The 24,126-nt window shown below is 67.9% G+C and carries 18 protein-coding genes, 1 tRNA gene and 3 pseudogenes; 8 read left to right on the top strand and 14 right to left on the bottom strand.

What is annotated here, in order from left to right:
- Positions 1 to 212: 212 nt before the first annotated feature.
- Positions 213 to 2,042 (top strand): annotated as a pseudogene (locus tag RUTHE_RS04180) (extracellular solute-binding protein).
- Positions 2,043 to 2,520: 478 nt separating this feature from the next.
- Here RUTHE_RS04180 and RUTHE_RS04175 read toward each other — a convergent pair.
- The 6 genes and pseudogenes from RUTHE_RS04175 to RUTHE_RS04150 form a co-directional block, all read right to left on the bottom strand.
- Entirely contained in the window at positions 2,521 to 3,144 is a 624-nt protein-coding gene (locus tag RUTHE_RS04175; RefSeq protein ID WP_021097044.1) for a helix-turn-helix domain-containing protein, read from the bottom strand.
- A gap of 166 nt (positions 3,145 to 3,310) precedes the next feature.
- A complete protein-coding gene (locus tag RUTHE_RS04170; protein WP_021097043.1) occupies positions 3,311 to 4,699 on the bottom strand; it encodes a glycosyltransferase family 39 protein in 1,389 nt (462 codons plus the stop codon).
- Positions 4,696 to 5,013 (bottom strand): lipid-A-disaccharide synthase N-terminal domain-containing protein, encoded by a 318-nt coding sequence (locus RUTHE_RS04165; protein WP_021097042.1) that lies wholly within the window; start codon positions 5,011 to 5,013, stop codon positions 4,696 to 4,698. Before RUTHE_RS04165 ends, RUTHE_RS04170 begins: the two co-directional genes overlap by 4 nt.
- Positions 5,013 to 5,738 (bottom strand): glycosyltransferase family 2 protein, encoded by a 726-nt coding sequence (locus RUTHE_RS04160; protein ID WP_021097041.1) that lies wholly within the window; start codon positions 5,736 to 5,738, stop codon positions 5,013 to 5,015. Before RUTHE_RS04160 ends, RUTHE_RS04165 begins: the two co-directional genes overlap by 1 nt.
- 44 nt (positions 5,739 to 5,782) lie before the next feature.
- Positions 5,783 to 9,283: pseudogene (gene mfd / locus RUTHE_RS04155) on the bottom strand (transcription-repair coupling factor).
- 38 nt (positions 9,284 to 9,321) lie between these two features.
- Positions 9,322 to 9,846 carry a hypothetical protein gene (locus tag RUTHE_RS04150; protein WP_021097039.1) on the bottom strand — a complete coding sequence of 175 codons (525 nt, stop codon included), beginning with the start codon at positions 9,844 to 9,846 and terminating at the stop codon, positions 9,322 to 9,324.
- A 139-nt stretch (positions 9,847 to 9,985) separates the two neighbouring features.
- Here RUTHE_RS04150 and hemB point away from each other — a divergent pair, with 139 nt between their 5' ends.
- The 3 genes from hemB (at position 9,986) to RUTHE_RS04135 (ending at position 12,582) form a co-directional block, all read left to right on the top strand.
- A complete protein-coding gene (gene hemB, locus RUTHE_RS04145; protein ID WP_021097038.1) occupies positions 9,986 to 10,981 on the top strand; it encodes a porphobilinogen synthase in 996 nt (331 codons plus the stop codon).
- 57 nt (positions 10,982 to 11,038) lie between these two features.
- Complete coding sequence (locus tag RUTHE_RS04140; RefSeq protein ID WP_021097037.1) at positions 11,039 to 11,938, top strand: DMT family transporter; 900 nt, start codon at positions 11,039 to 11,041, stop codon at positions 11,936 to 11,938.
- Positions 11,939 to 12,024: 86 nt separating this feature from the next.
- Entirely contained in the window at positions 12,025 to 12,582 is a 558-nt protein-coding gene (locus RUTHE_RS04135) for a lipid-binding SYLF domain-containing protein (protein ID WP_021097036.1), read from the top strand.
- Here the strand turns inward: RUTHE_RS04135 and RUTHE_RS16620 are convergent.
- The gene (locus RUTHE_RS16620; protein ID WP_158453417.1) at positions 12,572 to 13,045 is read right to left on the bottom strand and encodes a DUF2254 family protein; all 474 of its coding nucleotides are present in this window, start codon (positions 13,043 to 13,045) and stop codon (positions 12,572 to 12,574) included. The two genes, RUTHE_RS04135 and RUTHE_RS16620, sit on opposite strands and share 11 nt — an antisense overlap.
- Before the next feature lie 192 nt (positions 13,046 to 13,237).
- Between RUTHE_RS16620 and RUTHE_RS04125 the strand changes: the two are divergent.
- Positions 13,238 to 15,651: pseudogene (locus tag RUTHE_RS04125) on the top strand (GcvT family protein).
- 86 nt (positions 15,652 to 15,737) lie between these two features.
- On the opposite strand, the gene RUTHE_RS04120 reads toward RUTHE_RS04125, so the two are convergent.
- The 6 genes from RUTHE_RS04120 to ypfJ form a co-directional block, all read right to left on the bottom strand.
- Positions 15,738 to 17,291 (bottom strand): Hint domain-containing protein, encoded by a 1,554-nt coding sequence (locus RUTHE_RS04120; protein WP_021097031.1) that lies wholly within the window; start codon positions 17,289 to 17,291, stop codon positions 15,738 to 15,740.
- A gap of 546 nt (positions 17,292 to 17,837) precedes the next feature.
- The gene (locus RUTHE_RS04115) at positions 17,838 to 18,518 is read right to left on the bottom strand and encodes a potassium channel family protein (protein WP_211217720.1); all 681 of its coding nucleotides are present in this window, start codon (positions 18,516 to 18,518) and stop codon (positions 17,838 to 17,840) included.
- Positions 18,508 to 19,716, bottom strand: coding sequence for a TrkH family potassium uptake protein (locus tag RUTHE_RS04110; protein ID WP_021097029.1), 1,209 nt, complete (start codon positions 19,714 to 19,716; stop codon positions 18,508 to 18,510). Before RUTHE_RS04110 ends, RUTHE_RS04115 begins: the two co-directional genes overlap by 11 nt.
- Complete coding sequence (locus RUTHE_RS16615) at positions 19,713 to 19,868, bottom strand: hypothetical protein (RefSeq protein WP_021097028.1); 156 nt, start codon at positions 19,866 to 19,868, stop codon at positions 19,713 to 19,715. The genes RUTHE_RS04110 and RUTHE_RS16615 overlap by 4 nt, the downstream gene beginning before the upstream one ends.
- 95 nt (positions 19,869 to 19,963) lie before the next feature.
- Positions 19,964 to 20,049 (bottom strand) — tRNA-Leu (locus tag RUTHE_RS04105).
- A gap of 44 nt (positions 20,050 to 20,093) precedes the next feature.
- Positions 20,094 to 20,945 (bottom strand): KPN_02809 family neutral zinc metallopeptidase, encoded by an 852-nt coding sequence (ypfJ, locus tag RUTHE_RS04100; RefSeq protein ID WP_040644980.1) that lies wholly within the window; start codon positions 20,943 to 20,945, stop codon positions 20,094 to 20,096.
- A 129-nt stretch (positions 20,946 to 21,074) separates the two neighbouring features.
- Here ypfJ and RUTHE_RS04095 point away from each other — a divergent pair, with 129 nt between their 5' ends.
- Positions 21,075 to 21,545: a disulfide bond formation protein B gene (locus RUTHE_RS04095; RefSeq protein WP_040644979.1), complete on the top strand. Its 471-nt coding sequence runs from the start codon at positions 21,075 to 21,077 to the stop codon at positions 21,543 to 21,545.
- A gap of 3 nt (positions 21,546 to 21,548) precedes the next feature.
- Here RUTHE_RS04095 and RUTHE_RS04090 read toward each other — a convergent pair whose 3' ends face one another.
- A complete protein-coding gene (locus RUTHE_RS04090) occupies positions 21,549 to 21,986 on the bottom strand; it encodes an Lrp/AsnC family transcriptional regulator (RefSeq protein ID WP_021097025.1) in 438 nt (145 codons plus the stop codon).
- An 88-nt stretch (positions 21,987 to 22,074) separates the two neighbouring features.
- Here RUTHE_RS04090 and rocF point away from each other — a divergent pair, with 88 nt between their 5' ends.
- Together rocF and RUTHE_RS04080 are read left to right on the top strand one after the other, a co-directional pair.
- Complete coding sequence (rocF, locus tag RUTHE_RS04085) at positions 22,075 to 22,998, top strand: arginase (RefSeq protein WP_021097024.1); 924 nt, start codon at positions 22,075 to 22,077, stop codon at positions 22,996 to 22,998.
- Between the two features lie 15 nt (positions 22,999 to 23,013).
- Complete coding sequence (locus RUTHE_RS04080) at positions 23,014 to 24,105, top strand: ornithine cyclodeaminase (protein WP_021097023.1); 1,092 nt, start codon at positions 23,014 to 23,016, stop codon at positions 24,103 to 24,105.
- The last annotated feature ends 21 nt before the right edge of the window (positions 24,106 to 24,126 follow it).

Below are 24,126 nucleotides of genomic sequence, written 5' to 3'. Positions count from 1 at the left end.
GCAGCGGAACGATGGGGCAAGAAAAAACGCCCGCCGCGGGGCGGGCGTCAAGTTGTTGAGGCAGGTTTCATACAGGCAAGAAACCTATCGAGCAGTGAGTCCCTTATAGACCTTTCCTCGACGTTTCGCCAGCCAAAAGTTTGATTTCGCGGCCCGCCGCCCGTAACCTCGGCGAACAGGGCAGAACCGGGGCAGGAGGTCCGAACCAAGCCATGACACCACTTCGCATTGCAACCGGAGGGCGAAATGCCGCTCTTGCGGCTCTCCTTCTTTCGACCGCCGCCTGGGCCGAACCCAGCCATGGCATCGCCATGTATGGTGAGCCTGCCCTGCCGCCGGACTTCACGCATCTTCCCTATGTGAATCCGGACGCGCCCAAGGGCGGCGCCGTGATCTCGGCCGAGGTCGGCACATTCGACAGCCTCAATCCCTATATCCTCAAGGGCACGGTTCCCTGGCAGCTGACCTATCTCGTGACCGAGAGCCTGATGGGCCGGACGCTCGATGAGCCCTTCACCCTCTACGGCCTGCTGGCCGAGACCGTGGAGACCGCGCCCGACCGGTCATGGGTCGAGTTCCATCTGCGCCCGGAGGCCCGCTTTTCCAACGGCGATCCCGTCACCGTCGAGGATGTGATCTGGTCCTACGAGACGCTCGGCACTCAGGGGCATCCCCGCTACCGGACCTTCTGGGAAAAGGTCGAATCCATCGAACCCGTCGGCGAACGCGGTATCCGCATCACCTTCAATACCCAGGACCGCGAGCTTGCCATGCTCGCCGGGCTGCGCCCGATCCTGCAGAAGGCCCAGTGGGAAGGGGTGGACTTCGCCAATGCCGACGGGCTCGAGATCATTCCCATCACCTCCGGCCCCTATGTCGTGGAAAGCTTCGAGGCCGGCCGCTATGTCGTGCTGCGGCGCGACCCGGACTACTGGGGCGCCGACATCCCCTTCCGCCGCGGCACCATGAATCTTGACGAGGTGCGCTACGAATTCTTCGGCGACGAGACGGCCGCCTTCGAGAGCTTCAAGATCGGCGAAACCAACATCATGCGCGAAAGCAATGTCGCGCGCTGGCAGACGCAATACGACTTCCCCCTGGCCCGCGAGGGGAAAATCGTGCTGTCCGAAGTGCCGCATCAGCGCCCTTCGGGGATGACGGGCCTCGTGATGAACACGCGCGATCCGCTGTTCGAGGGACTGGCGCGTGCGCGATGCGCTCATCCTCGCCTTCAATTTCGAGTTCATCAATGAGGCGATGACCGGGGGCGAACAGCCGCGAATCACGTCCTTCTATTCCAACAGCCCCCTCGGCATGACGCCCGGCCCGGCCGAAGGCCGCGTGGCCGAATATCTTGCCAATACGAGGACTACCTGCCCCCCGGCGCCATGGAAGGCTACAGCCTGCCCGTCGGCGACGGGACCGAGCGCAACCGCGCCAATATCACGCTCGCCCTCGAAAGGCTGGGCGAGGCGGGCTGGACGCTCGGCCAGGATGGCGTGCTGCGCAATGCCGCCGGCGAACCCTTTGCCTTCGAGATCCTCCTCGAGAACGGCTCCTCCGAGGTGGCGGCGATCGTGAACATGTATGTCCAGTCGCTCGCACGGCTCGGCATCCAGGCGACCGTCACTTCGGTGGACAGCGCGCAATACAAGGAACGCACGGACAATTACGACTTCGACATGACCTATTACCGCCGTGCGGTCTCGCTCAGCCCCGGCAACGAACAGGTGCTCTATTTCGGCTCCGGCCCCGCGGACGAACCGGGCGGGCGCAACCTGATGGGCGTCAAGAGCCCCGCCATCGACGGGCTGATCAACGACATGCTCAACGCCGAAAGCAACGAGGACTTCGTCGCTGCCGTCCAGGCCTTGGATCGTGTCCTGACAGCCGGGCGCTATGTCATTCCCTTCTACCAGTGGAATGTCGCCCGCATCGCCCATGCCGCCGAGCTGAAATTCCCCGAGCGGCTCCCCCTCATGGGCGATTGGCCGGGCTGGCAGCCGGATGTCTGGTGGTGGGAAGACACGCCTGCGCAATAGCGCGGACAGGCCCATCCCTGGCCATCCGGGGCGCCCTGCGGGCGCCCTCTGCTGTGGTCTGTGACCCTCCCCTGCTCGTCCAGGTGCAGGACGCACCCCGAGAGCGGGACACCCGAGAGCGGGACAGGCGACGGGGCGCCAGCGATCCCCCCCCACGGAGGGGCAGACCGGGGCGCTGCGCCATCCGCCACCCGCCCGCCGGGCGGGTAAGCGCGGAGCCGTCCAGGCGGCGCAGGCCACCCCGGGGTGTGGCTATGGTGAACCGGGCACCCGGGTTCCGACAAAGAGCAGGGATCGCGGCCGGAGCCCATCCGGGGAGAGCCGCAAGAGCCCGCGCGCCTTCCTCCTCCGGCGTGCCTGCCGGGGGAGGACGAGCCCCCCGGCCCCGGCGATTCCCGCGCGCAGACCCAGACTGCCATGAAAAGGTTAAGATCCGGTAAACATCTTCGGCCGACGGCCGCCCCTCGGATGCCCCCCCTCAGCCCAGCGAGGTGACCCAGAGGATGGTGGCGTCGTCCTGGCTGATGCTGATGACATTGTGGCCCATCGCGGCATCGTAGTAGGCGCTGTCGCCGCGGGCCATGTCCACCGGTTCGTAGAACTCGGTGAAGAGCCGGATGCGCCCCGTCAGCACATAGAGGAACTCTTCCCCCTCATGCCGGACCCAGCCGTCGAACTCCTCCATGCGGCGGGCCCGGACGCGGGCCCGATAAGGCAGCATCCGCTTGCGGCTGAGCGATTCGGCCAGAAGCTCATGCTCATAGGTGGTGGTCAGATGCGCCGCCCCCTCGCCCGCGCGGGTCACCGTCATCCGCCCGTTCGCCTGCGGCGCCGGCGCAGGGGTGAAGAGCTGCGGCACCGAGATGCCAAGCCCCACGGCCAGCTTCTTGAGCGCGTCATAGGTGGGCGACATCTGCCCGTTTTCGATCTTGGAAAGCGTCGAACGGGCCAGACCGGCCTTTCGCGCGGCCTGCTCGAGCGTCCAGTCCCGCGCGCGGCGCAGTTCGCGCACGCGGGCCCCCAGATCGATGGGCGGGGCATGCCCTTCGGACCCGTCGGCCCGGGCGATGCGGAACAGGGATCGGGGATCGGCGCCGGCCATGCCGGCTGCTTACACCGCGGGTGACGGGGCGGCAACGGGCAGCTTTCTTCATAATGAGAAGAAAATCGGAAGGGCATTTGAGGGTCAGTGAATCAAATCCCGGAAAGTTTCTTCCGCGGCGGAAGAAATTCGCGGATATCGCCCCTGCCTTGCGCATGGGGCCCGTTCAGCCTGCCCCGATCACGCAGAGCCGGAACGGCTCTCTCTCATCCCCCCGTGGAACGAAGACCTGGTCGGCCTGCGCGATCCGCAGAGGGAGATCCTGCAGGCAGGCGCCCTGCCCCTCCATCACCAGAAGAAAGGACCCGGATGGCCAGCGGCCCGGATCCGCCAGATGAAGATCAAGCCCAGGCGCCGCGAGGCGGAGGTTCCCCCCGGTAATGGCGCCGTCCACCAGAACCGGCAGGCCGGCGGCCTGCCATGCGCCGACACGCTCCGCGAGGGGGCGGAAATCGGTCATGGCCCGCCCCGGATCGACCAGCGGAAGCATGGCGAAGGCCGCCAGACCCACTGCCCAGGCGCCCCCGCCCAGCACCATCAGCGCGCGCTGCCCCCTCTGCTCCAGGGCGGGCCAGAGCCGGATCGCAAGCCAGGGCGCCAGCGCCCAGCCCACCGGCAGGAACCAGCGTTCGCGCAGATTCGTGACGCCCCCGGCCAGAACCGCGAAACCGATCAGGAGCACCGTGCAGACCAGCGCCATCAGCAGCAGCCGTGCAAGGGGCCGAAGCTCCGTCCTTGCCGGATCCGGTGCCGCCCTCGGGCGATCAGCGCGACGGGAATGAGGCCGAGCGCGGCAAAGCCCCCCGAAGGCCGCCAGCGCCTGGGCGAGGGCCAGCAGACCATCCGCAGCCGCATCCAGCCCGCCATCCCGTGCAAGCCCCAGCGAATCGAGGCTGGCCCCCGCCATAGCGGGGTTCAGCGCAGCCCAGAGCGCATAAGGGGCGACCAGCAGGCCCGCCGGCAGCAGGGCCAGAGCCAAGAGGCCGGGGCGCAGCCGGGCCCGCCATTCGGGAAGCAGAAGCGCGGCCAGGACAAGGGCCAGGGGCCACAGGACGAAGTTGAGCTTGGAGAGCGTCCCGAGGCCCAGCAGCACCCCCAGGGTCAGCGCCGCAGGCCGGGAGGGGGCGCGCATCAGCCGGAGCATCGCGCCCGTCACGAGGACGGCGCACAGGAAGGCCAGGACCGAGTGGGTCAGAAAGGTCTGTGTCGTCCAGGAGAAGACCGGAAACAGGCCGAGCAGCAGCACCGACACCCCCGCGATGCGCGGCCCCGCCTCGCGCGAGAGCAGACCGAAGAGGGCCAGCAGCGCCCCCGCCAGCACGGCATCGCGCAGGAGAATGACGGCCAGCCTTCCTTCGCCCAGAAGCCGGAACACTCCCCACTGGAGCCAGAAATAGAGCGGCGGCTGCGGCCCGTAGCCCCATTCGAGCCGACGGGCATGGAAGAGCGCCTCGGCCTCGTCCCAGTAGAGGGCGGATCCATGCGTCAGGCGCAGCAGGGCATGGAGCAGGACATAGCCGAGGATGACGGCCCGCCAGACGCTGTTCTCGCTCACGCGGGGCCGATCCCCTCGCGGCGGGCCCGGTGCAGGAACCAGATGTTGCGCGTGTAGACGATCAGGCCGAAGGCCTGTCCGAGGATGAAGACCGGATCGCGGCGATGGATCGCATAGGCCAGGAGCAGCACCCCGCCGAAGAAGGAGAAATACCAGAAGGCTTCGGGCACGATGGAGCGGCGAACCCTTTCGGAGGCGACCCACTGGACGAGGAACCGGGCCGAGAACATCCCCTGCGCGATCAGGCCCACGGCGATCCAGATCAGCTCGGCCGTGGAATGGCTGCGCCAGAACTCCACAAGCATCTGGGTCATCAGGCTCCCTCCTCCTGCGCAGCGACGGGCCGTGCACGCCGGACGAGCCAGGCGACACCCAGCAGGTCGGGCACGCCCTGCAGGGCGCGGCGCCAGTTGGTGTAGTTGGACCGGCCATGCTGGCGCGGACGATCACCCACGGGCAGGAACAGCGCCGTGCAGCCCTGTGCCCGGAAGAGCGCAGGCAGATAGCGGTGTTGGCCGTGGAAGAAGGGCAGCGCGAGGTGGCGGTCGCGCTCGAACACCTTCAGCCCGCAGCCCGAATCGGGGCAGTCGTCGCGCAGCAGGGCCCGGCGCACCCCGTTGCCGATGCGCGATCCGATCCGTTTGGACCAGCTGTCGCGCCGCGTCGTCCGGTGCCCGCCCACGAGCTGCGGCCCCTCGGGCGCCCAGGCCGCGGCCAGGCGGGCGAGATCGGCCGGCGGATTCTGGCCGTCCCCGTCCATGGTGCCGACCAGGCGCATCCGCGCGGCAGCAACGCCGCTGCGCACCGCGGCGCTCTGCCCCGCGCGAGCGGCATGCCGGATCAGGCGCAGACGCCCGCCGTAGAGGGGGATGAGCGCGCGAACCGCCCCTGCGGTTCCATCGGCACTGGCATCGTCCACGACGATCACCTCGCCCAGCAGCTCCGCCGGAAGGACGGCAAAGGTCTCCTGCACGAGGGCGGCGATGGCCCCTTCCTCGTTATAGGCAGGAATCACGACGGAGAGGCGGCGATCCAACATGCCAGGCGCCTAGCACGCCCCCCGCGGGGCACACAATCGGCCCCTTATTGCGCAGAAGCGGCCTTTGGCCGATCGGCTGAGGCGCCCTTCGCCTCGGCCGCCTTCTCGGCCAGATCGCGGACGATGCCGAAGGCAGCCTTGATGCGCTCGGCCTCTGTCGGCCAGTCGCCCAGCACGATGAGCCTGTTGTCCTTGATCCGTGCTGTTCCTGCGCGCGCCTGGAGGAATTCCACAAGGCCGGCCGGATTGGCAAAGCGATCCTGATGGAACTGGATCGTCGCCCCCTTCGGCCCCGCATCGAGACGCGCCACCCCGCCCGACGGCAGGCGGCCTTGATGCGCACCACGAGAAGGAGGGTGTTCACCTCCCGCGGGAGGGGGCCGAAACGGTCGATCAGCTCGGCCGCAAAACCCTCCAGCTCCATCTTGGTCTCGAGAGAGGCCAGCCGCCGATAGAGCCCGAGCCGGACATCGAGGTCGGGCACATAATCCTCCGGGATCAGGACGGGCACGCCCAGGCTGATCTGCGGGGACCAGCCGCCTTCGGTTTCGACCATTTCGCCCTTGCCGGCGCGCAGGCGGTCGATCTCCTCCTCCAGCATCTGCTGATAGAGCTCGAAGCCCACCTCGCGGATCTGGCCGGACTGCTCCTCGCCCAGCAGGTTCCCTGCACCGCGGATGTCGAGATCCTGCGAGGCGAGGGCAAAACCCGCCCCGAGGCTGTCGATGCTGCCCAGCACCTTGAGCCGCCGTTCCGCCTGCGGGGTCAGCTTCAGGCGGGGCTTTGTCGTCAGATAGGCATAGGCGCGCGTCTTGGAGCGCCCCACGCGGCCGCGGATCTGATAGAGCTGCGCCAGGCCGAACAGATCGGCCCGCCAGACGATCAGCGTGTTCGCGGTGGGAATGTCGAGCCCCGATTCCACGATGGTCGTGGCCAGAAGGACATCGGCCTTGCCGTCGTAGAAGGCATTCATGCGCTCGTCGAGATCGCCCGCCGCAAGCTGGCCATGCGCGACGATATAGCTGAGCTCCGGCACCTCGCGCTTCAGCCAGTCCTCCATCTCGGGCAGGTCGGCGATGCGGGGCACGACAAAGAAGGACTGCCCGCCCCTGTAATGCTCGCGCAGCAGCGCCTCGCGGATCGTCACCGTGTCGAATTCGGACACATAGGTGCGGATGGCCAGACGGTCCACGGGCGGCGTGGCGATCACCGACAGGTCGCGCACGCCCGTGAGCGACATCTGGAGCGTGCGCGGAATCGGCGTCGCGGTCAGCGTGAGCACATGGATGTCCGACCGCATCTCCTTGAGCCGCTCCTTGTGGGCGACTCCGAAATGCTGCTCCTCGTCGATCACCAGAAGGCCGAGATTGCGGAACTTCACCTGCTTGGCGAGCACCGCATGGGTGCCCACGACGATATCCACGGTTCCATCGGCCAGCCCCTCGCGCGTCCTTGCGGCCTCCTTCGCGCTGACGAAGCGAGAAAGGGGGCGCACCTCGATGGGGAATCCGCGCAGTCTTTCGGCGAAGGTGCGGTAATGCTGGCGGGCCAGGAGGGTGGTGGGCGCCACCACGGCCACCTGCAGGCCGGACATGGCGGCGACAAAGGCGGCGCGGATCGCCACCTCGGTCTTGCCGAAACCGACATCGCCACAGACCAGCCTGTCCATCGGCCGGCCCGAGGCCATGTCGGCCAGCACATCATCGATGGCCTGGATCTGGTCCTCGGTTTCCACATAGGGAAAGCGGGCGAGGAACTGCTCCCACAGATCCTCGGGCGGGTCGATCTCGGGCGCCTTGCGCAACGCCCGTTCGGCGGCGGTCCGGATCAGCCGTTCCGCCGCCAGCTTGATGCGCTCCTTGAGGCGGGCCTTGCGGGCCTGCCAGGCCCCTGCCCCGAGCTTGTCCAGAAGCCCGTCCTCGTGGCCGTAGCGGGACAGCAGATCGATGTTCTCCACCGGCAGGCCGAGCGAGCCGCCTTCGGCATATTCGAGCCGCAGGAATTCGTGCGGGGCGCCGGGCCCCTTCTGGCCGGGCAGGGCGATGCGCACCGTCTCCATGCCGACGAAGCGCCCCACCCCATGTTCCACATGCACGACCAGATCGCCGGGGCGAAGGCTCTGGACCTCGGTCAGGAAGTTCTCGGCCCGCCGCTTGCGTCGCGCGGGGCGGATCAGCCGGTCGCCCAGCACATCCTGTTCGGCGATCACCGTCAGGCCCGGCGCCTCGAAGCCGCGTTCGAGAGGCCAGACCGCCAGATGGATGCCATGCCGCCCCACGCGCGAGAAGTCGGGGACGGCCACGGTTTCGCCCAGGCCCTCCTCCTCCAGCAGATGTTCGAACCGCTCGCGCGAGCCTTCGGAATAGCTGGCCAGGATGACCGGGCCTTCGGCCAGCCGCGCCTTCACATGCGCGGCCAGCGCCCCGAAGAGCGACAGCTTCTCCGACTGCCGCTCGGGGGCGAAATCCCGCCCGATCCGCCCGCCCGCATCGATCGTGCCGGGGCCGGACGGTTGCGGCAGAGGATGGAAGCGCAGCACCCGCCGGTCCCGCAGCACGGCATCCCAGGCCTCTGCGTCCAGATAGAGAAGCCCCGGCGGCGCGGGCTTGTAGACGGTATCGATGCGGCTGCGATCGGCCATGGCGGCCCGCCTCGTCTCATAGGCGTCCTGGACGGTAGCCCATCGCACCTCGCGCGCCGCCTCGGTCTGGTCGTCGAGCGTGACGGTCGCGCCGGGGAGATAGTCGAACAGCGTCTCCAGCCGCTCATGGAAGAAGGGCAGCCAGTGCTCCATCCCCGCCTGCCGGCGTCCGGCGCTGACGGCCTCGTAGAGGGGATCGTCGCTGCCGGCGGGGCCGAATTCCTGCCGGTAGGCCTGACGGAAGCGCGCGATGGCGTCCTCCTCGAGCAGGACCTCCGAGACGGGGGCGAGCTCCACCACGGTCAGCTTCTCGGTCGTGCGCTGCGTGGCGGGGTCGAAGCGGCGCGCGCCATCGAGCATGTCGCCGAAGAAGTCGAGTCGCACAGGCATCTCATGGCCCGGCGGCCAGACATCGATCAGCCCGCCGCGCAGGGCATAATCGCCCGGTTCGGTGACGGTGGGGGCCTGGGTGAAGCCCATCCGTGTCAGGAAGGCCCGCAGGGCCGCCTCGTCCACGCGGTCGCCCACCCGCGCGGTGAAGGCGGTCCTCTGCAGCAGCTCGCGCGGGGGGATGCGCTGCGTCGCGGCATTGAGCGTGGTCAGCAGGACGAAGCGTCCCGGCATCCCGTGCACGAGTGCGGCCAGCGTCGCCATCCGCGCGGCCGCGATCTCGGGGTTGGGCGACACGCGGTCATAGGGCAGCACATCCCAGGCCGGAAAGGTGAAGACCGGCAGGCCGGGGTCGAAGAAGGCCAGCGCGGCGCGCATCGCCGCAAGGCGCCGGTCATCGCGCGCGACATGCAGGACGGCAGGGGCCGGAGCGGTCCAGCTCCTGCAGGATCAGCCTGGCATCATGGCCTTCGGGGGCGCCACCGACCGTGACATGGAGAGGGGAGCGGAGCATGCGCGCTCACCTACCGCGCAGGCAGGCGCCGTCAACCGTCAGAAGCTCCGCACCGCCACGAGATTCTGATACATCCCGAACATTGCCGTGACAAAGATCGACAGCATGCCCACCATCTGCACATGCAGGCGATGGCGCGAGAGGCGCCGGAACAGCGCCTCGCCCTCTGGGGCCTCCTGCGCGATGCGCCGCGCGGTGGCGATGCTCATGACCCCGACAAGCGTCATGGGCAGGGCGATCAGCACGACGGCCTGCGCGAACTCGATCCAGTACCAGAAGGCGAGCAGCAGCAGCGTGGTCAGCAGGAAGGCCACAAATCCCACGAGCCACAGCCCCGCCACCTCGCCGATATAGAGAAGCCGCGTGACATTGATGCGCACCATGTCCTGCAGATCGGCCAGCGCCTGGCCGCCCTGCCGCCTGGCCCGCTGGATCATGTCGAAGGGCACGCCCAGCACCCAGTGGCTCGCGCTCGACCACAGGACGGCCAGCATGATCCAGTACCAGAGGTTGGAGAAGGACCGGAAATCGATGACCTCGAAGAGGATCGTGGTGAATTGCAAGGTCAGCTCCGGCCTGTCCCTGTTTCGTTGCCCCGAACCTAGCGGGTTGCCGTCGCCTTGCCCAGACTTGAGCCTGCGGCCGTTCCATGCCACGCCCCATGCTGTGGCCGGTCCGCCCGGCCCGCCGCCGGAGGCCCCCATGACACCGATCCCTGCCCCATTCCCCGCCACCCGGCTGCGCCGGCTGCGCCGCACGCCCGCTCTGCGTGCCCTGCTGCGCGAGACGACGCTGACAGCTTCGGATTTCATCTGGCCGGTCTTCCTCACCGGCGGCGAGGATGGCGAGACCATCGCCTCCATGCCCGACATCCGCCGCCGAACCGTCGCCGGCATCGTCGAGACCGCTCGCGAAGCCCGCTCGCTCGGCATTCCGGCGCTCTGCCTCTTTCCCTATACGGCCCTGGAGCAGCGCACGGCGGACTGTGCCGAGGCCTGGTCGCCCGACAACCTCGTCAACCGCGCCATCCGGGCGATCAAGGACGCCGTGCCGGAAATCGCGGTGATGACCGACATCGCCCTCGATCCCTACAATATCGACGGCCATGACGGATTCGTCCGCAACGGCGAGATCGTCAATGACGAGACGGTGGAGGCGCTGGTGCGCATGGCGCTTGCGCAGGCTGCGGCGGGGGCGGACATCCTCGGCCCCTCGGACATGATGGATGGCCGGATCGGCGCCATCCGCCGCGCGCTCGAGGCCGAAGGATACGGCCATGTCGCGATCCTGAGCTATGCCGCCAAATATGCCAGCGCCTTCTATGGCCCCTTCCGGGATGCGGTCGGGGCAAGCGGCGCCCTCAGGGGCGACAAGGCGACCTATCAGATCGACCCCGCCAATGCCGAGGAGGCGCTGCGCTGTGTCGCGCGCGACCTCTCCGAAGGGGCGGACATGGTGATGGTGAAGCCGGGCCTGCCCTATCTGGACATCTGCCGCCGCGTGAAGGACCGCTTCGGCGCGCCGACCTTCGCCTATCAGGTCTCCGGCGAATATGCGATGCTGCGGGCCGCGGCCGCGAATGGCTGGATCGACGGCCCGAAGACGATGATCGAAAGCCTCATGGCCTTCCGCCGTGCGGGATGCGACGGCATCCTGACCTATTTCGCACCCGAGGCGGCACGCATGCTCAACGACTAGGGCGCGAAACAGGGCAGGCGAGCGCCACCCGGCGAGAGGCGGTAAGGGCACGAGGTCATGGACGGACAGCAACCCTGGCGCGGGATCGGGCTGATCCTGGCTGCCGTCTTCATGTTCGCGCTGTCGGATGTGGTGACGAAATACCTCACCGCGCGCTGGCCGGTGCCCTTCGTGCTGGCCGTGCGCTATCTGATCAATGCCACGATCCTTCTGGCCATCTATCTGCCGACCGGCGGCGCGGCGCTGTTCCGCACCCGCCGCACCGGCTTGGTCCTGGTCCGGGCCGGCAGCCTGTCGGTCGCCTCGATCGCGGTCGGGCTGGCCCTGCGTCACATGCCGGTGGGCGAAACGATCGCCATCGTCTATCTCGCCCCTCTGGCGGTGATGATCCTGGCTGTCCCCCTTCTGGGCGAGCGGGTCGCCCCGCTGGGCTGGGCCGCCGTGATGCTGGGACTGGCGGGGGTGCTCCTGATCGTGCGACCGGGCGGCGGTCTTTCGGCGCAGGGCGTGGCCTTCGCCCTTCTCTGTGCCGCGGCGACAGCCGTTTATCAGATGCTGTCCCGCCTGCTGTCCCGGACGGAGAGCACGCAGGCCCTGCTCGTCTTCACGGCCCTGGCCGGTCTGGCGATCTTTGCGGCGCTGCTACCCTTCAACCTGCCGGACCGCGCCGTTCCGCCCTTCGACATCGCGGCCCTGACGGGGCTGGGCCTGCTGGCGACACTGGGACATGTCCTGTTCACAGCCGCCTATCGCGAGGCGCCGGCCGCCACGCTGGCCCCGTTCAACTATGTGCAGCTCATCTGGTCCGCGGGACTGGGCTGGCTGGCCTTCGGCCATCTGCCCGATCCCCTGGCGCTGGCCGGGATCGTGATGGTCACACTGGCAGGGATGCTGGCGGCGCTGGGCTCGGCCCGGGGCCGGCGGCCGAACCCCGCCGACACCCCGGGATCCGGATGAGGGACCGGGATGACAGGAGACCCGGCCCGTCCTAGACTGCGGCACAACGGGCCGGGACAAGGCCGGAAACCTGTAGGGCGGTGACGATGACGGCATTTACCCGACGCGCGCTTCTGGGCTGCTTCGTGGCGGCATCCGCGCTGGCCGGTTGCGCGAACGGCATCGGATCGGGCGGCGCGGCGACGATCGATGCCCGTGTCGATGCGGCGTTGAACTTTCTCTTCCAGAACTATCCCGCCACGCGCGATCTGGCCAATCAGGCCGCAGGGATGCTGGTGATGCCCGTGGTCACCGAGCTGGGCCTGGGCCTGGGCGGGGCCTATGGCACCGGGGCCCTTCGGGTGGGGGGCGCGACCGTGGACTACTATGCCGCCACCGCCGCTTCGGCCGGGCTCCAGATCGGGGCCCAGCAGTATTCCCACGTCCTCTTCTTCATGACGCAGGAAGCGCTGCTCGAATTCCGTCAGTCTCCCGGCTGGGTGGCCGGGGCCAACCTGCAATATGCGGTCAATGACCGTGGCGAGATCCTGCGCGCCGATACCACGACGGCGATGATGCCGGTCATTGCCGTCGTCTTTGCCCAGTCGGGCCTGCGCCTCGGGGCGACGATCGAAGGGACGAAATACACCCGCATCATTCCCTGAGCCACGCCGCGGCCCGGGCAAGCTGGGCCTTCTCCTGCTGGGTCGAGAGCCGGCGAGCGCCCGGTCCCGCGGCCAGCGGCCCGGCCGCCTCGTCCTCGATCCGCCGGGCGGTATCGATGAGCGATCCCGCGGATTGCAGATGCAGGATCCAGCGCAGGGTGCTCATCACGATCAGGCTCAGCAACAGGACCGTCGTGACGAACAACGCCACCCGCCCCCGCTCGCCGAAATACGGAAGATCGAGGATGACGGTCGCGAGCAGCGCGTAGATCCACGCGCCGATGAAGGTGGCCAGCGCATTCTGCGTCGTTCGGTCCTTCATCAGCACGAGATGGACGCGCGGCGTGAACATCCGGGCTGCCGACCGCTGAAGGGTGACCATGGCCGTCAGCGAAAAGGTCGTCACCGCGAGCATCGACCCCGAGAGGATGTCCGGAACTGCGCCGATCGCGTTTCGCGTCAAGCGGAGCCCGTCAGGGTGTTGCGCGGATCGGCCATCGACCGTTCGATGCCGTAACGGATCATTAACCCCTTCCTGGGATCCTGAGCGCAACGGAAAGGCCAGGAGCGACTTGTCGCGTCGCGTTCCGGCAACCATCGCGCGGGCAACGCGGCCTAGGCTGCCGCGACCCAAGGGAACGGGGGAACGAAGGACATGAAGACCACCACACGCGTGGCCGTGATCGGGGGCGGCGTCGTCGGCTGCTCGGTGCTCTACCATCTGACAAAGCTCGGCTGGTCCGATGTCATGCTGATCGAGAGATCCGAACTGACATCGGGCTCCACCTGGCATGCCGGCCGGGGGGTTCCACACGCTCAACGGCGATACCAACATGGCGGCGCTGCAGGGCTACACGATCCGCCTCTACAGGGAGCTGGAGGCGATCACCGGCCTGTCCTGCAGCCTGCATCATGTGGGCGGGCTGACCCTGGCGGACACGCCCGAACGTTTCGACATGCTCAAGGCCGAACGGGCCAAGCACCGCTACATGGGCCTCGAGACCGCCATCCTCGGTCCGAAGGAGATCGAGGAGAAGACCGCCGGCCTCGTCAATCTCGACGGTATCCTCGGGGCGCTCTGGGATCCGCTGGATGGCCATCTCGACCCGTCCGGCACCACCCATGCCTATGCCCGCGCAGCCCGCATGGGGGGGCGGAGATCGTCCTGCACAACCGCGTGCTGGAGCTGCACCCGCGTGCGGACGGAAGCTGGGATGTCGTGACCGAGAAGGGCACCATCCATGCCGAACATGTCGTCAATGCCGCGGGTCTCTGGGCGCGCGAGGTCTTTGCCATGGCCGGCGTCTACGGGCCGCTGTTGCCGATGGCCCATCAGTATCTGGTCACCGACGAGGTGCCCGAGGTCGTGGCCTATCTGGAACGGGGAACCGAGTTTCCCCATGTGATCGACCCCGGCGGCGAAAGCTATCTGCGGCAGGAGGGCCGCGGCTTCTGCATCGGCTTCTACGAGAAGCCCTGCGAGGGCTGGTCGATCGACGGCACCCCCTGGACCTTCGGGCATGAACTGCTGAACGAGGACTGGACCAAGATCGAGGATTCGGTCGCCTTCGCCACCCGCCGCTTTCCGGTCCTCGGCCGCACGGGGATCAAGCGCGTGATCCACGGCCCCTTCACCTTCGCCCCGGACGGCAACCCGCTGATCGGTCCCGTGCCGGGGCTGCGCAACTTCTGGTCGGCCTGCGCCGTCATGGCAGGCTTCAGCCAGGGCGGGGGCATGGGCCTCTCGCTCGCCCAGTGGATGATCGAGGGCGAGACGGAGCGCGACCCCCGCGGCTTCGACATCGCCCGCTTCGGCAACTGGACGACGCCGGGCTACACCGTCCCCAAGGTCATCGAGAATTACCGGACGCGCTTCTCCGTCGCCTATCCGAACGAGGAGAAGCCTGCAGCCCGGCCTTTCCGCACCTCGCCCATGTACGACATCTTCGATGCCATGGGCGCGGTCTGGGGCCAGCAATACGGGCTCGAGGTCGTCAACTACTTTGCCCTTCCGGGAGAGCCGCGCCACGAGACGCCGACCTTCAAGCGGTCCAACGCCTGGGAGGCCACGCGGCAGGAGGTTTTCGCCGTCCGCCAGGGGGTGGGCATCAACGAGCTGTCGAATTTCGGCAAGTATCGTGTGACCGGCCCCGCGCGCGCGACTGGCTGGACCGCATCATGGCCGGGACGATCCCGCGGCCCGGGCGCCTCGCGCTCAACCCCCTGCTGGCTCCTTCGGGCCGGATCATCGGCGATTTCACGGTCTCCTGCCTTTCGGACACCGAGTTCATGCTGACCGCCAGCTATGGCGCCCAGGGCTGGCATCTGCGCTGGTTCGAAAGCCATGCCGAGGACGGGATGCGGATCGAGAACATCTCCGATACCCGCACCGGCTTCCAGATTGCGGGACCCCGCGCCACCGAGCTTCTGCACCGTGTCACGCGCGATCATGCGCCCTTGCGCTTCATGGATTGCCGGCGGATGACCGTGGGCATGGCCGACTGCCTCGTGCAGCGCGTCAGCTATACCGGCGATCTCGGCTACGAGATCTTCTGCGATGCCATGAGCCAGCGACATCTGTGGCATGTCCTGTGGGAGGCGGGCCGCGATCTGGGGCTGCGTCCCTTCGGGATGCGGGCGATGATGTCGCTGCGGCTCGACAAGTGGTTCGGCAGCTGGGGGCGCGAATTCTCGCCCGACTACACGCCGGCAGAGACGGGTCTCGACCGCTTCCTGCGGCTGGACAAGACGGCAGACTTCATCGGCAAGGCGGCGGCCCTGGCCGAAAGGGCCCGGGGGCCGAAGCGTCGCCTCGTGCCTTTCGTGGTGGAAGCGGCCGATGCCGATGTCGTCGGCTGGGAGCCGATCTGGCTCGACGGGGCGGTGGTCGGCTGGTGCACATCCGGGGGGTTCAGCCACTGGACCGGGCAGAGCGTCGCCCAGGGCTTCCTGCCGACCGACCGGATCGCGGACGGCCTGCCTGTCGAGATCGAGATCCTGGGTGAGCGCCGCCCGGCGCGTGTGCATCTTGCGCCGCTGTGGGACGATGGCGGACGGATGCGGGCCTAGGCGCAAAGGAGCCGCGGGGGGCCATGCGCTGCCCCCCGCTTGCCGCTCCCGCTTTCCGCCCCTGTGCGCAGAGGGGCTGCGTGACCTCAGCCCTGACGGACGAGCAGCCGTGCCTCGTGCTTCTTCAGCGTCTTGCGCGCGGCGTGATAGCTGTGGATCCCCTGCGCGGTGCGCAGTTCGGGGAAGAGCTCGAACAGCTCGCTGCGCTGGGCGTTGCCGATCCCCTTCAGGCTCCAGTCGCCGGGCTGGAAGCTTTCGGTCCAGGCGCCGTTGGAGAGGACCACTTCATGCTGATCGAACATGAAATGGATGTAGCTGACGCCCATTACGTCCACCGCATGGATGCCGGGGCTGCCGACCATGTGCTTGGCCGCGGCAAGAACCTCGGATTCCTCGAAGTAGAGCTGGGTGCGTTCATTGGCGACAAGGATGCGGTGGTTCGGGCTGACCAGCATGTCCCGCTCCGGCAGGCCATGCCCGAGCGCACCGGCCCGGATCAGGATCGGCCGCAGATGCGGAGCGGCGACAAGGGCGCGGGCCGAAAGATCCTTGCGTCCGATCCAGCGGATCTCCTGGATGCCGTTGTCACGGGTGATGATCCGGTCGCCGACCTTCAGCTCCTCGACAGGGCGTTCGCCGTGCGGCGTGGCGATGACGGTGCCGGGCGTGAAGCAGGGGATGACATTCTCGATCTCCGTGAAGGTCATCGTGGTGCCGTCACGGAAATGGACGATCCCGTCCTCGCGGTCGTCGCTCGTGTATTCGATGCGGCGAACGCCCGATCCGCGCAGGTCGAGCGTGTCGAAGTCGTCCCCGCCCGATCCGCCGTCCACTGCGCTGCCGCCCGATCCGCCCAGGAACAGGTCGCGGTCGTCGCCCCCCGACAGGATGTTGCGGCCCGACCCGCCATGGATGGTGTCGTTCCCGGCGCCGCCGAAGATCACATCGTCGCCGTCGCCGTCGAACAGGACATCGTCGCCGGCGTCCCCGCCGATCACGTCATCGCCCGTGCCGCCGAAGATCGTGTCGCTGCCTGCGCCGCCGAAAAGGACATCGTTGCCTGCGCCGCCCTCGATGCTGTCGTCGCCCGCGCCGCCATAGGCCGTGTCGTCGCCGTCCTCGCCGAAGATCCGGTCGTCGCCCTCGCCCCCGAAGAGGGTGTCGTTCCCCTCCTGGCCATTGATCCAGTCATTGCCGGCGCCGCCGACAAGGAGATCCTGTCCTTCGCCGCCCTTGAGGGTATCGTCGCCCGCTTCGCCCCAGAGCCTGTCATTGCCGGCTCCGCCGAACAGGATGTCCTGCCCGTCTCCGCCGAAGAGCGTATCATCGCCGTCCCCGCCGAACAGTCGGTCGTCGTCGGCGCCGCCATGGATCACATCATTGCCGGCCCCGCCAAAGACGGTGTCGTTGCCCAGCCCGGCCATCACGGTGTCGTTGCCGTCTCCGGCGTCCACGACATCGTCATTCTCCCGCGTGCCGGGCAGGATGGCATCCAGATTGTCGATCCGGTCACCGTCCGGATCCCCAGCATAGGCCATATCGATCCGGTCGTCGCCCGGCGTTCCGGACACGATCCCATCCCGTGTTCTGGACGGCGCACCCGACGGGGCTCCCGATCCATCCACCCGATCATCGACCATCTGCCGACTCCTCTGACCCAAACAGGTCCGCCCGCATGCCTGCGCATGCAGACCGACAGTGCAGAAGCGGACTGTCTGCCCGCCCTGCCCGCATCTCCCTTCCCGGCGGATACCGCCGTCTGGCTGCCCCCGCAGCCATCGAAGCCCCCCAGATGGGCCTCCCCTATCAATAAAGGCAAGAAGGTGGAGAAAGAAGGAAAAAATGTTCGGCAGGCGTCCGGAACCCGGCACGATTGGGGCAGGAATGGGGCATCCCCGCCCCCTTCCCGGAGAGGACGCATCGGGCATCGTTTCCGACTTTGCAGCAATGGACACGCCAGGGTCGCTCTTTCTCGCCTCTTGCGCGAGTTTGTCCGCAAACAGGAAAGAGTGCCCTGTTCCGCCTCGCCCTCCCTCGGGGCAGCATGCGGCGCGGGACAGCTCCCGGGGTTGTCACCGGGTTGATATCAATCGGCCTGTTTGGGCAGCGCTGTCGCCGGCGCCGCCACGACGACAGGCGGCGGGCGGACGAATCAGGGGATGAAGACGGCTCCGCCCGGTGCGATCTCAGCCCGGCGCCATGGCGGCAAAGCGCTCCACAGCCGCCGTCTGACCCGAGACAATGAGGAGGTCTCCTTCGAGGATCACGGTCTCGGGCCGGGCATAGGCAAAGTCGAGACCGGGTCGCTTCACCCCGACGATGGTGATCCCGTAGCGGGTCCGCAGCGCGGATTCGGCCAGGGTGCGGCCGACCGCCTCGCGCGGGGCCCGTGTCTTGACGATGGCGAAATCGTCGTCGAACTCGATGAAGTCGATCATCTTGCCGGTGACCAGATGGGCCACCCTCTCGCCCATCGCAGCCTCGGGAAAGACGACGTGATGCGCCCCGGTGCGTTCGAGGATGCGTCCGTGATTGCGGGTGACGGCCTTGGCCCAGATATCCGGCACGCCCAGTTCGCTGAGTGCCAGCGTCGTCAGGACGCTCGATTCGATGTTGATGCCGATGCCGACCACGGCATGCTGGAACTCCGCCACGCCCAGTTGGCGCAGCGCATCGGGATTGCAGCTGTCGGCCTGGACGACATGGGCCAGGCGGTCGCTCCAGTCCTGTACGATCGCCGGATCCGAGTCGATGCAGAGCACGTCATGGCCCAGCCGGACGAGCGATTCGGCCACCGCACTGCCGAACCGGCCGAGCCCGATGACGACAACGCTGTCGCCTTGCGGAGTAAACAGTCTAGCCAACAATCGGGCGCTCCTCCGGGAACCGGTAAAGCCGCTTGCGGGTCCGCAGCGCAAGCCCCGCCGCCAGCGTGATCGTGCTGACGCGTCCGACGAACATCAAGCCGATCAGGATGAGCTGGCCGGACGGGGGCAGATCATCCGTGATGCCGGTGGACAGCCCCACCGTCGCGGCCGCCGACAGGACCTCGAACAGCACGCGGTCGAGCGGAAAGGGTGTCAGCGACAGCAGGGCGAGTGTCGACAGGCTGACAAGCATGGCGGCCAGCAGCGCGATGGTCAGGGCCTGCCGCTGCACCTCGGGGCTGATGCTGCGATTGAAGGCAGACGCCTCGGAATGGCCGCGGATCTCGGACCAGACGACAAAGCCCAGCAGGAAGACGGTTGTGATCTTGATGCCACCGGCCGTCCCCGCACTGCCGCCGCCCACGAACATCAGCATGTCGCTGAGCAGAAGGCTTTCGGCACGCAGCGCCCCCGTATCGAAGCTGTTGAAGCCACCGCTGCGGGTCATCACCGAATGGAACAGCGCCCCCAGCGCCCGGCCCCACGCGGGCAGATCCCCCAGGGTCCGCCCGTTGTTCCATTCGAGGATCGCGATGCCCGCAAAGCCGAGAGGCAGAAGGATCGCCGTGCCGAAGAGGGTGATCTTGGCATGGATCGACCACAGGCCGGGAGTGCGCCATTCCTGGCGCAGTTCATGGATGACGGGAAACCCGATGCCGCCGAGGATCACGGCCAGCATGACCGGGACCAGCACGACCGGGTCCAGCGCAAAGCGCATGAGGCTGTCGGGGTAGAGGGAGAAGCCCGCATTGTTGAAGGCCGAGGCGGCATGGAACAGTCCGTGCCAGAGGGCGATGCCCCAGGGCTCTCCGTAGGAGAAGCGGAACCGCAGGGCGAGGACGCCCATGACGACGAGCTCGACCGAGAGCGTGACCAGCAGCAGCACCCCCATGACTCCGCGGACATCGGCAGGGGTCAGGCTGCGGGTCTCGGCCTGGACGATTCGCCGCTGACTCAACCGCAGGCGGCGGCTGACCAGAAGGCCGAGCAGCGTCGCCCCTGTCATGATCCCGAAGCCGCCAATCTGGAACAGTCCGAAGATCACGACCTGGCCGAAGGGGCTCCAGTAGGTCGCGGTATCCACGACGATGAGGCCGGTGATGCACACGGCCGAAGTGGCCGTGAAGAGCGCCGTCATGAGGGGTGCGCCCCCTTCCCCGCCTTTGCCGCAGGCAGCATCAGCAGTGCCGTGCCCAGCGCGATGGCCAGGAGAAAGGTCATCGGGATGACCCTGGCCGGATGAGCCAGCCGCCCGGCCCGACCGATCCCCGCGAGGCGATCCACCTCCATCACGGGAGGCCTCCGCAATCCGGCATCGGGGCCCCTGCCAAGCCTGCGGATCCCGCATCCGGCCGGGGGGAAGCCGGTCCCCCGATGCCGGTGGCTGGTGCCGGTGGAGAGACTCGAACTCTCATGCCCCTGGGGGCGACGGATTTTGAATCCGCTGCGTCTGCCATTCCGCCACACCGGCTGCCGTGCCAGCCTCTAGTCCCCCCTCGCCGGGCCGTCAAACGGTCAGAGAGCCGCGGCGCGGAACGTGTCGCAGGCGCGGATGTCGCCGGCCTCATACCCGGTCCAGAACCAGCGCTGACGCTGTTCGCTCGTGCCATGGGTGAAGGTCTCGGGCCGCACGGGACCGCCTGACCGGCGCTGCAGGACATCGTCGCCGATCCGGGCTGCGGCATTCATGGCCTCCTCCACATCGCCCGGCTCCAGACTGCCGAAACGGGATTCGGCCCTGCGTGCCCAGACGCCGGAGAAACAGTCCGCTTGCAGTTCGACCCTCACCCCCGCGCTGTCCGCCCCCTGCTGGCGTCCGCGCCGGGCTTCGGCCAGGATCCCGAGCTCGTCCTGCACATGATGGCCGACCTCATGTGCCACGACATAGGCGGCCGCGAAATCCCCTTCCGCGCCGAGCTGGCGCTCCATGATGCGGAAGAAGTCCGTGTCGAGATAGATGCGCCTGTCCTGCGGGCAATAGAAGGGACCTGTCTGCAGGCTCGCGCCCCCGCAGGCCGACTGTGTCGCCCCCGCGAACAGCACGAGGGTGACCGGATCATAGGTCAGGGCGAGATCCTCGCGAAAGATCTCGGCCCAGACCTCCTCGGTATCGGCCAGGGTGACAGAGACGAAGCGGGCCATCGCATCGTCTTCGGCCGTGATCTCGCGCGGGGGCCCGGCAGTCGTGTCGCCATCGAGCAGCGGCGTCAGGTCCACCCCGAGAAACAGGCCGATGAGCACGACCGCCACGGCGCCCAGCCCGCCGATTCCGCCAAGTGAGACGCCGCGCCCACCCGGACCCATGCGCGGACCCATGCGGCGGCGGTCCTCGATATGGCTGCTGCCCCGTCGTCCCTGCCACCGCATCGCGCCCCCCCGTCACAGGTTCAGTCCATCGGGCTCCACAACGCCGTGAACGGCCTGCCGGGTCCATGCCTGACCCCTTGCCTTCGGCGGCCTCCTTCCGCAAGCGTCCCGAAGGATCCACAAGGGAGCATGCCGGTGAGCCGAACCCTCCTTCTCCTTCTGGCCGCGGGCGGGTCGGCGGCGCTTCTGGCGGGGGCCTGGTACTGGCAATGGCAGGGCTACCCCCCCTGCCCGATGTGCTGGTGGCAACGCTATCCCCATTTCGTCGCCGTGGCGGCGGGCCTCGTGGCGCTGGCGGTGCGGGGGCCGGCCTTCCCCCTTCTGGGCGCCCTGGCGGCGCTGACGACCGCAGCGCTGGGCCTGATGCATACGGGGGTGGAGCGCGACTGGTGGGATATCCAGACAGCCTGCACCGCAGGCGGAGGCCTGGGCGGAATGTCCGGGGCCGAGCTGCTCTCGCTCGAGGGAGACCGGGCCGTGATGTGCGACCAGGTCTCCTGGGAATGGCTGGGCCTGTCGATGGCCTCCTGGAGCGCGGTGCTGTCGCTCGGCCTCGTTGTCCTTTGGATCCTGGCCATCCGCGCCTCGCGCCGCGGCTGACCCTCAGACCGGCCGCCTGACCGGGCGGCGCGTCGAGAGAAGCAGATTCGTCTCGCTCCGCGCCACACCCTCGATCCGGCGGATGGCGAAGAGCGCCTGATCGAAGCCCTCGAGACTGTCGGCCGCCACCTCGGCAATCAGGTCCCATGTGCCATTCGTCGTGTGGAATGCCGTCACCTCCGGGATGCCGGAAAGACGCGCCATCACCCGATCGGTCCAGCGCCCCTCCACCTGCAGCATCATCAGCCCGCGCACCGGAGCCTGTGCCACATCCGACCGCGTCAGGACCGTGAAGCCCGCGATCTCTCCAGATGTCACAAGACGGTTGAGCCTCATCCGCACGGTCGTCCGCGTCACCCCCAGATGGTGGGCCAGATCCGACAGCGAGGCCCGCCCGTCCCGACGCAGGGCGGCAATGAGGCGATGATCCAGTTCGTCCATTTCGGTTGACCGATTCGATCAATTCATCGCCATTCTGCACGAATTCCGGGCTTCCGTCTGCCACCGCTTTGGCCGAGCGATGCCAGCCATGAGCGAACATGACATCATCCTGATCGGCGCCCCGGTGGACAGCGGCAAACGCCGCCGCGGCTGCCTGATGGGGCCCGACGCCTTCCGCGTGGCCGGCCTGGCCGAAGCCCTGGAATCCCTCGGCCATCGCGTGAAGGATCTGGGCAATCTCTGCCCCGATCCGGTCGACCTGCCCGAAGACCCCCATCTCTTCGGCCTGCCCGAGACGGTGGGCTGGACCGCCGCCCTGATGCGGGCCGGAAAGGAAGCGGCGGCACAAGGCTTTCCCGTCTTCCTCGGCGGCGATCATGCGCTGTCGATGGGTTCGGTCGCGGGTGTTGCCGCCCATGCCGCCGAAGCGGGCCGGCCGCTCTTCCTGCTGTGGCTCGATGCGCATACCGATTTCCACACCCCCCTGACGACCGCCTCGGGCAATCTCCACGGGGTGTCCGTCGCCTATCTGGCCGGACGCGAGGGGTTCGAGGCCTTTCCGGCCATGCCCGCCCCCCTGCCCATGCGCCAAGTCTGCATGATCGGCATCCGTTCGGTCGATCCGGGCGAACGCGAGGCCCTTCGGGAAACCGAGGTGCATCTGTACGACATGCGCCATATCGACGAACATGGCATCCGCGCGCCCCTGGCCGAATTCCTGACGCGCGTCGAAGCCGCCAACGGCATGCTTCATGTCTCGCTCGATGTCGATTTCCTCGACCCCGCCATCGCCCCGGCCGTCGGCACCACCGTGCCCGGCGGAGCCACCCTGCGCGAAGCCCATCTGGTGATGGAAATGCTCTGCGATTCGGGCCTTGTGACCTCGCTCGATCTCGTGGAGCTGAACCCCTTCCTCGACGAACGCGGGCGGACCGCCGGCGTGATGGTGGACCTGGCCGCATCGCTGTTCGGGCGGCGCATCTTCGACCGCCCCACCCGATCCCACGCCTGACAGCCGGAGAGACGCATGACGATGCACCAGCCCATGCCCGCCGCCGCCCCGCAGACCGACCGCCCCGCCCCCTCCGACAAGGCGCTGATCCCCTTTGTCAGCGTCGAGAACATGATGCGCCTTGTCCATCGCATCGGCCTCGAGACGATGCTGCGGGACCTGGCCGAGGCGATCGAGCACGATTTCCGCCGCTGGGAGAGCTTCGAGAAGCGCGAACGCATCCCCGCCCATTCGGCAGAAGGCGTGATCGAGCTCATGCCGACCACGGACGGCGAGGTCTATGGCTTCAAATATGTCAACGGACACCCGATCAACAGCCGCTCTGGCCTGCAGACGGTGACGGCCTTCGGGCTGCTGGCCGACATGCACACGGGCTATCCGGTGCTGCTGTCCGAAATGACGATCCTGACCGCACTGCGCACCGCGGCGATGTCCGCCCTGGCCGCCCGGCACCTGGCCCCCGAAGGGTCGAAGGTCATGGCGGTGATCGGCAACGGCGCGCAATGCGAGTTCCAGTGCCTGGCCTTCAGGGCCCTGCTCGGCATCGAGGAAGTGCGCCTGTGGGACATCGACCCCGCCGCCACCGACAAGGCCGTGCGCAACCTTCGGAACCGGGATCTGCGCGTCATCCCCTGCGCCAGCGCCGAAGAGGCCATCCTGGGTGCCCAGATCGTCACCACCGTGACCGCAGACAAGAAGTTCGCCACGATCCTGAGCGACAACATGGTCGGCCCCGGCATCCATATCAATGCCGTCGGCGGTGACAGCCCCGGCAAGACCGAGCTTGCGCGGGAGATCCTGCTGCGATCCGACATCTTCGTGGAGTATCCGCCGCAGACACGGATCGAGGGCGAGATCCAGCAGCTTCCCCCCGATCACCCCGTGACGGAGCTGTGGGAGGTCATCGCCGGACGCAAGCCGGGACGGCGGTCGCGCGATGCCATCACGCTGTTCGACAGCGTGGGATTCGCGATCGAGGATTTCTCGGCCCTCGTCTATGTGCGGGCCAGGGCGATGGAGACAGGCCTCTACGACCGGCTCGACATGATCGCGGATCCCGACGATCCGCGCGACCTGTTCGGCATGCTGATGCGGGCAAGACCCTGAGAACCGGCAAGGGGCCGGCGA

The organism is Rubellimicrobium thermophilum DSM 16684, from assembly GCF_000442315.1.
GTDB lineage: Bacteria > Pseudomonadota > Alphaproteobacteria > Rhodobacterales > Rhodobacteraceae > Rubellimicrobium > Rubellimicrobium thermophilum.
This window is presented reverse-complemented; position numbering and strand designations above follow the sequence as displayed.

What these genes read in the sequence shown, in the direction of transcription:
- RUTHE_RS04135 (WP_021097036.1), top strand. Translation starts at nt 12,025, where the DNA reads ATGACGGCATTTACCCGACGCGCGCTTCTGGGCTGCTTCGTGGCGGCA.
- RUTHE_RS04140 (WP_021097037.1), top strand. Translation starts at nt 11,039, where the DNA reads ATGGACGGACAGCAACCCTGGCGCGGGATCGGGCTGATCCTGGCTGCC.
- rocF (WP_021097024.1), top strand. Translation starts at nt 22,075, where the DNA reads ATGAGCGAACATGACATCATCCTGATCGGCGCCCCGGTGGACAGCGGC.
- RUTHE_RS04120 (WP_021097031.1), bottom strand. Translation starts at nt 17,291, where the DNA reads ATGGTCGATGATCGGGTGGATGGATCGGGAGCCCCGTCGGGTGCGCCG.
- RUTHE_RS04175 (WP_021097044.1), bottom strand. Translation starts at nt 3,144, where the DNA reads ATGGCCGGCGCCGATCCCCGATCCCTGTTCCGCATCGCCCGGGCCGAC.
- hemB (WP_021097038.1), top strand. Translation starts at nt 9,986, where the DNA reads ATGACACCGATCCCTGCCCCATTCCCCGCCACCCGGCTGCGCCGGCTG.
- RUTHE_RS04160 (WP_021097041.1), bottom strand. Translation starts at nt 5,738, where the DNA reads ATGTTGGATCGCCGCCTCTCCGTCGTGATTCCTGCCTATAACGAGGAA.
- RUTHE_RS04165 (WP_021097042.1), bottom strand. Translation starts at nt 5,013, where the DNA reads ATGACCCAGATGCTTGTGGAGTTCTGGCGCAGCCATTCCACGGCCGAG.
- RUTHE_RS16615 (WP_021097028.1), bottom strand. Translation starts at nt 19,868, where the DNA reads ATGGAGGTGGATCGCCTCGCGGGGATCGGTCGGGCCGGGCGGCTGGCT.
- RUTHE_RS04095 (WP_040644979.1), top strand. Translation starts at nt 21,075, where the DNA reads ATGCCGGTGAGCCGAACCCTCCTTCTCCTTCTGGCCGCGGGCGGGTCG.
- ypfJ (WP_040644980.1), bottom strand. Translation starts at nt 20,945, where the DNA reads ATGCGGTGGCAGGGACGACGGGGCAGCAGCCATATCGAGGACCGCCGC.
- RUTHE_RS04110 (WP_021097029.1), bottom strand. Translation starts at nt 19,716, where the DNA reads ATGACGGCGCTCTTCACGGCCACTTCGGCCGTGTGCATCACCGGCCTC.
- RUTHE_RS04090 (WP_021097025.1), bottom strand. Translation starts at nt 21,986, where the DNA reads ATGGACGAACTGGATCATCGCCTCATTGCCGCCCTGCGTCGGGACGGG.
- RUTHE_RS04080 (WP_021097023.1), top strand. Translation starts at nt 23,014, where the DNA reads ATGACGATGCACCAGCCCATGCCCGCCGCCGCCCCGCAGACCGACCGC.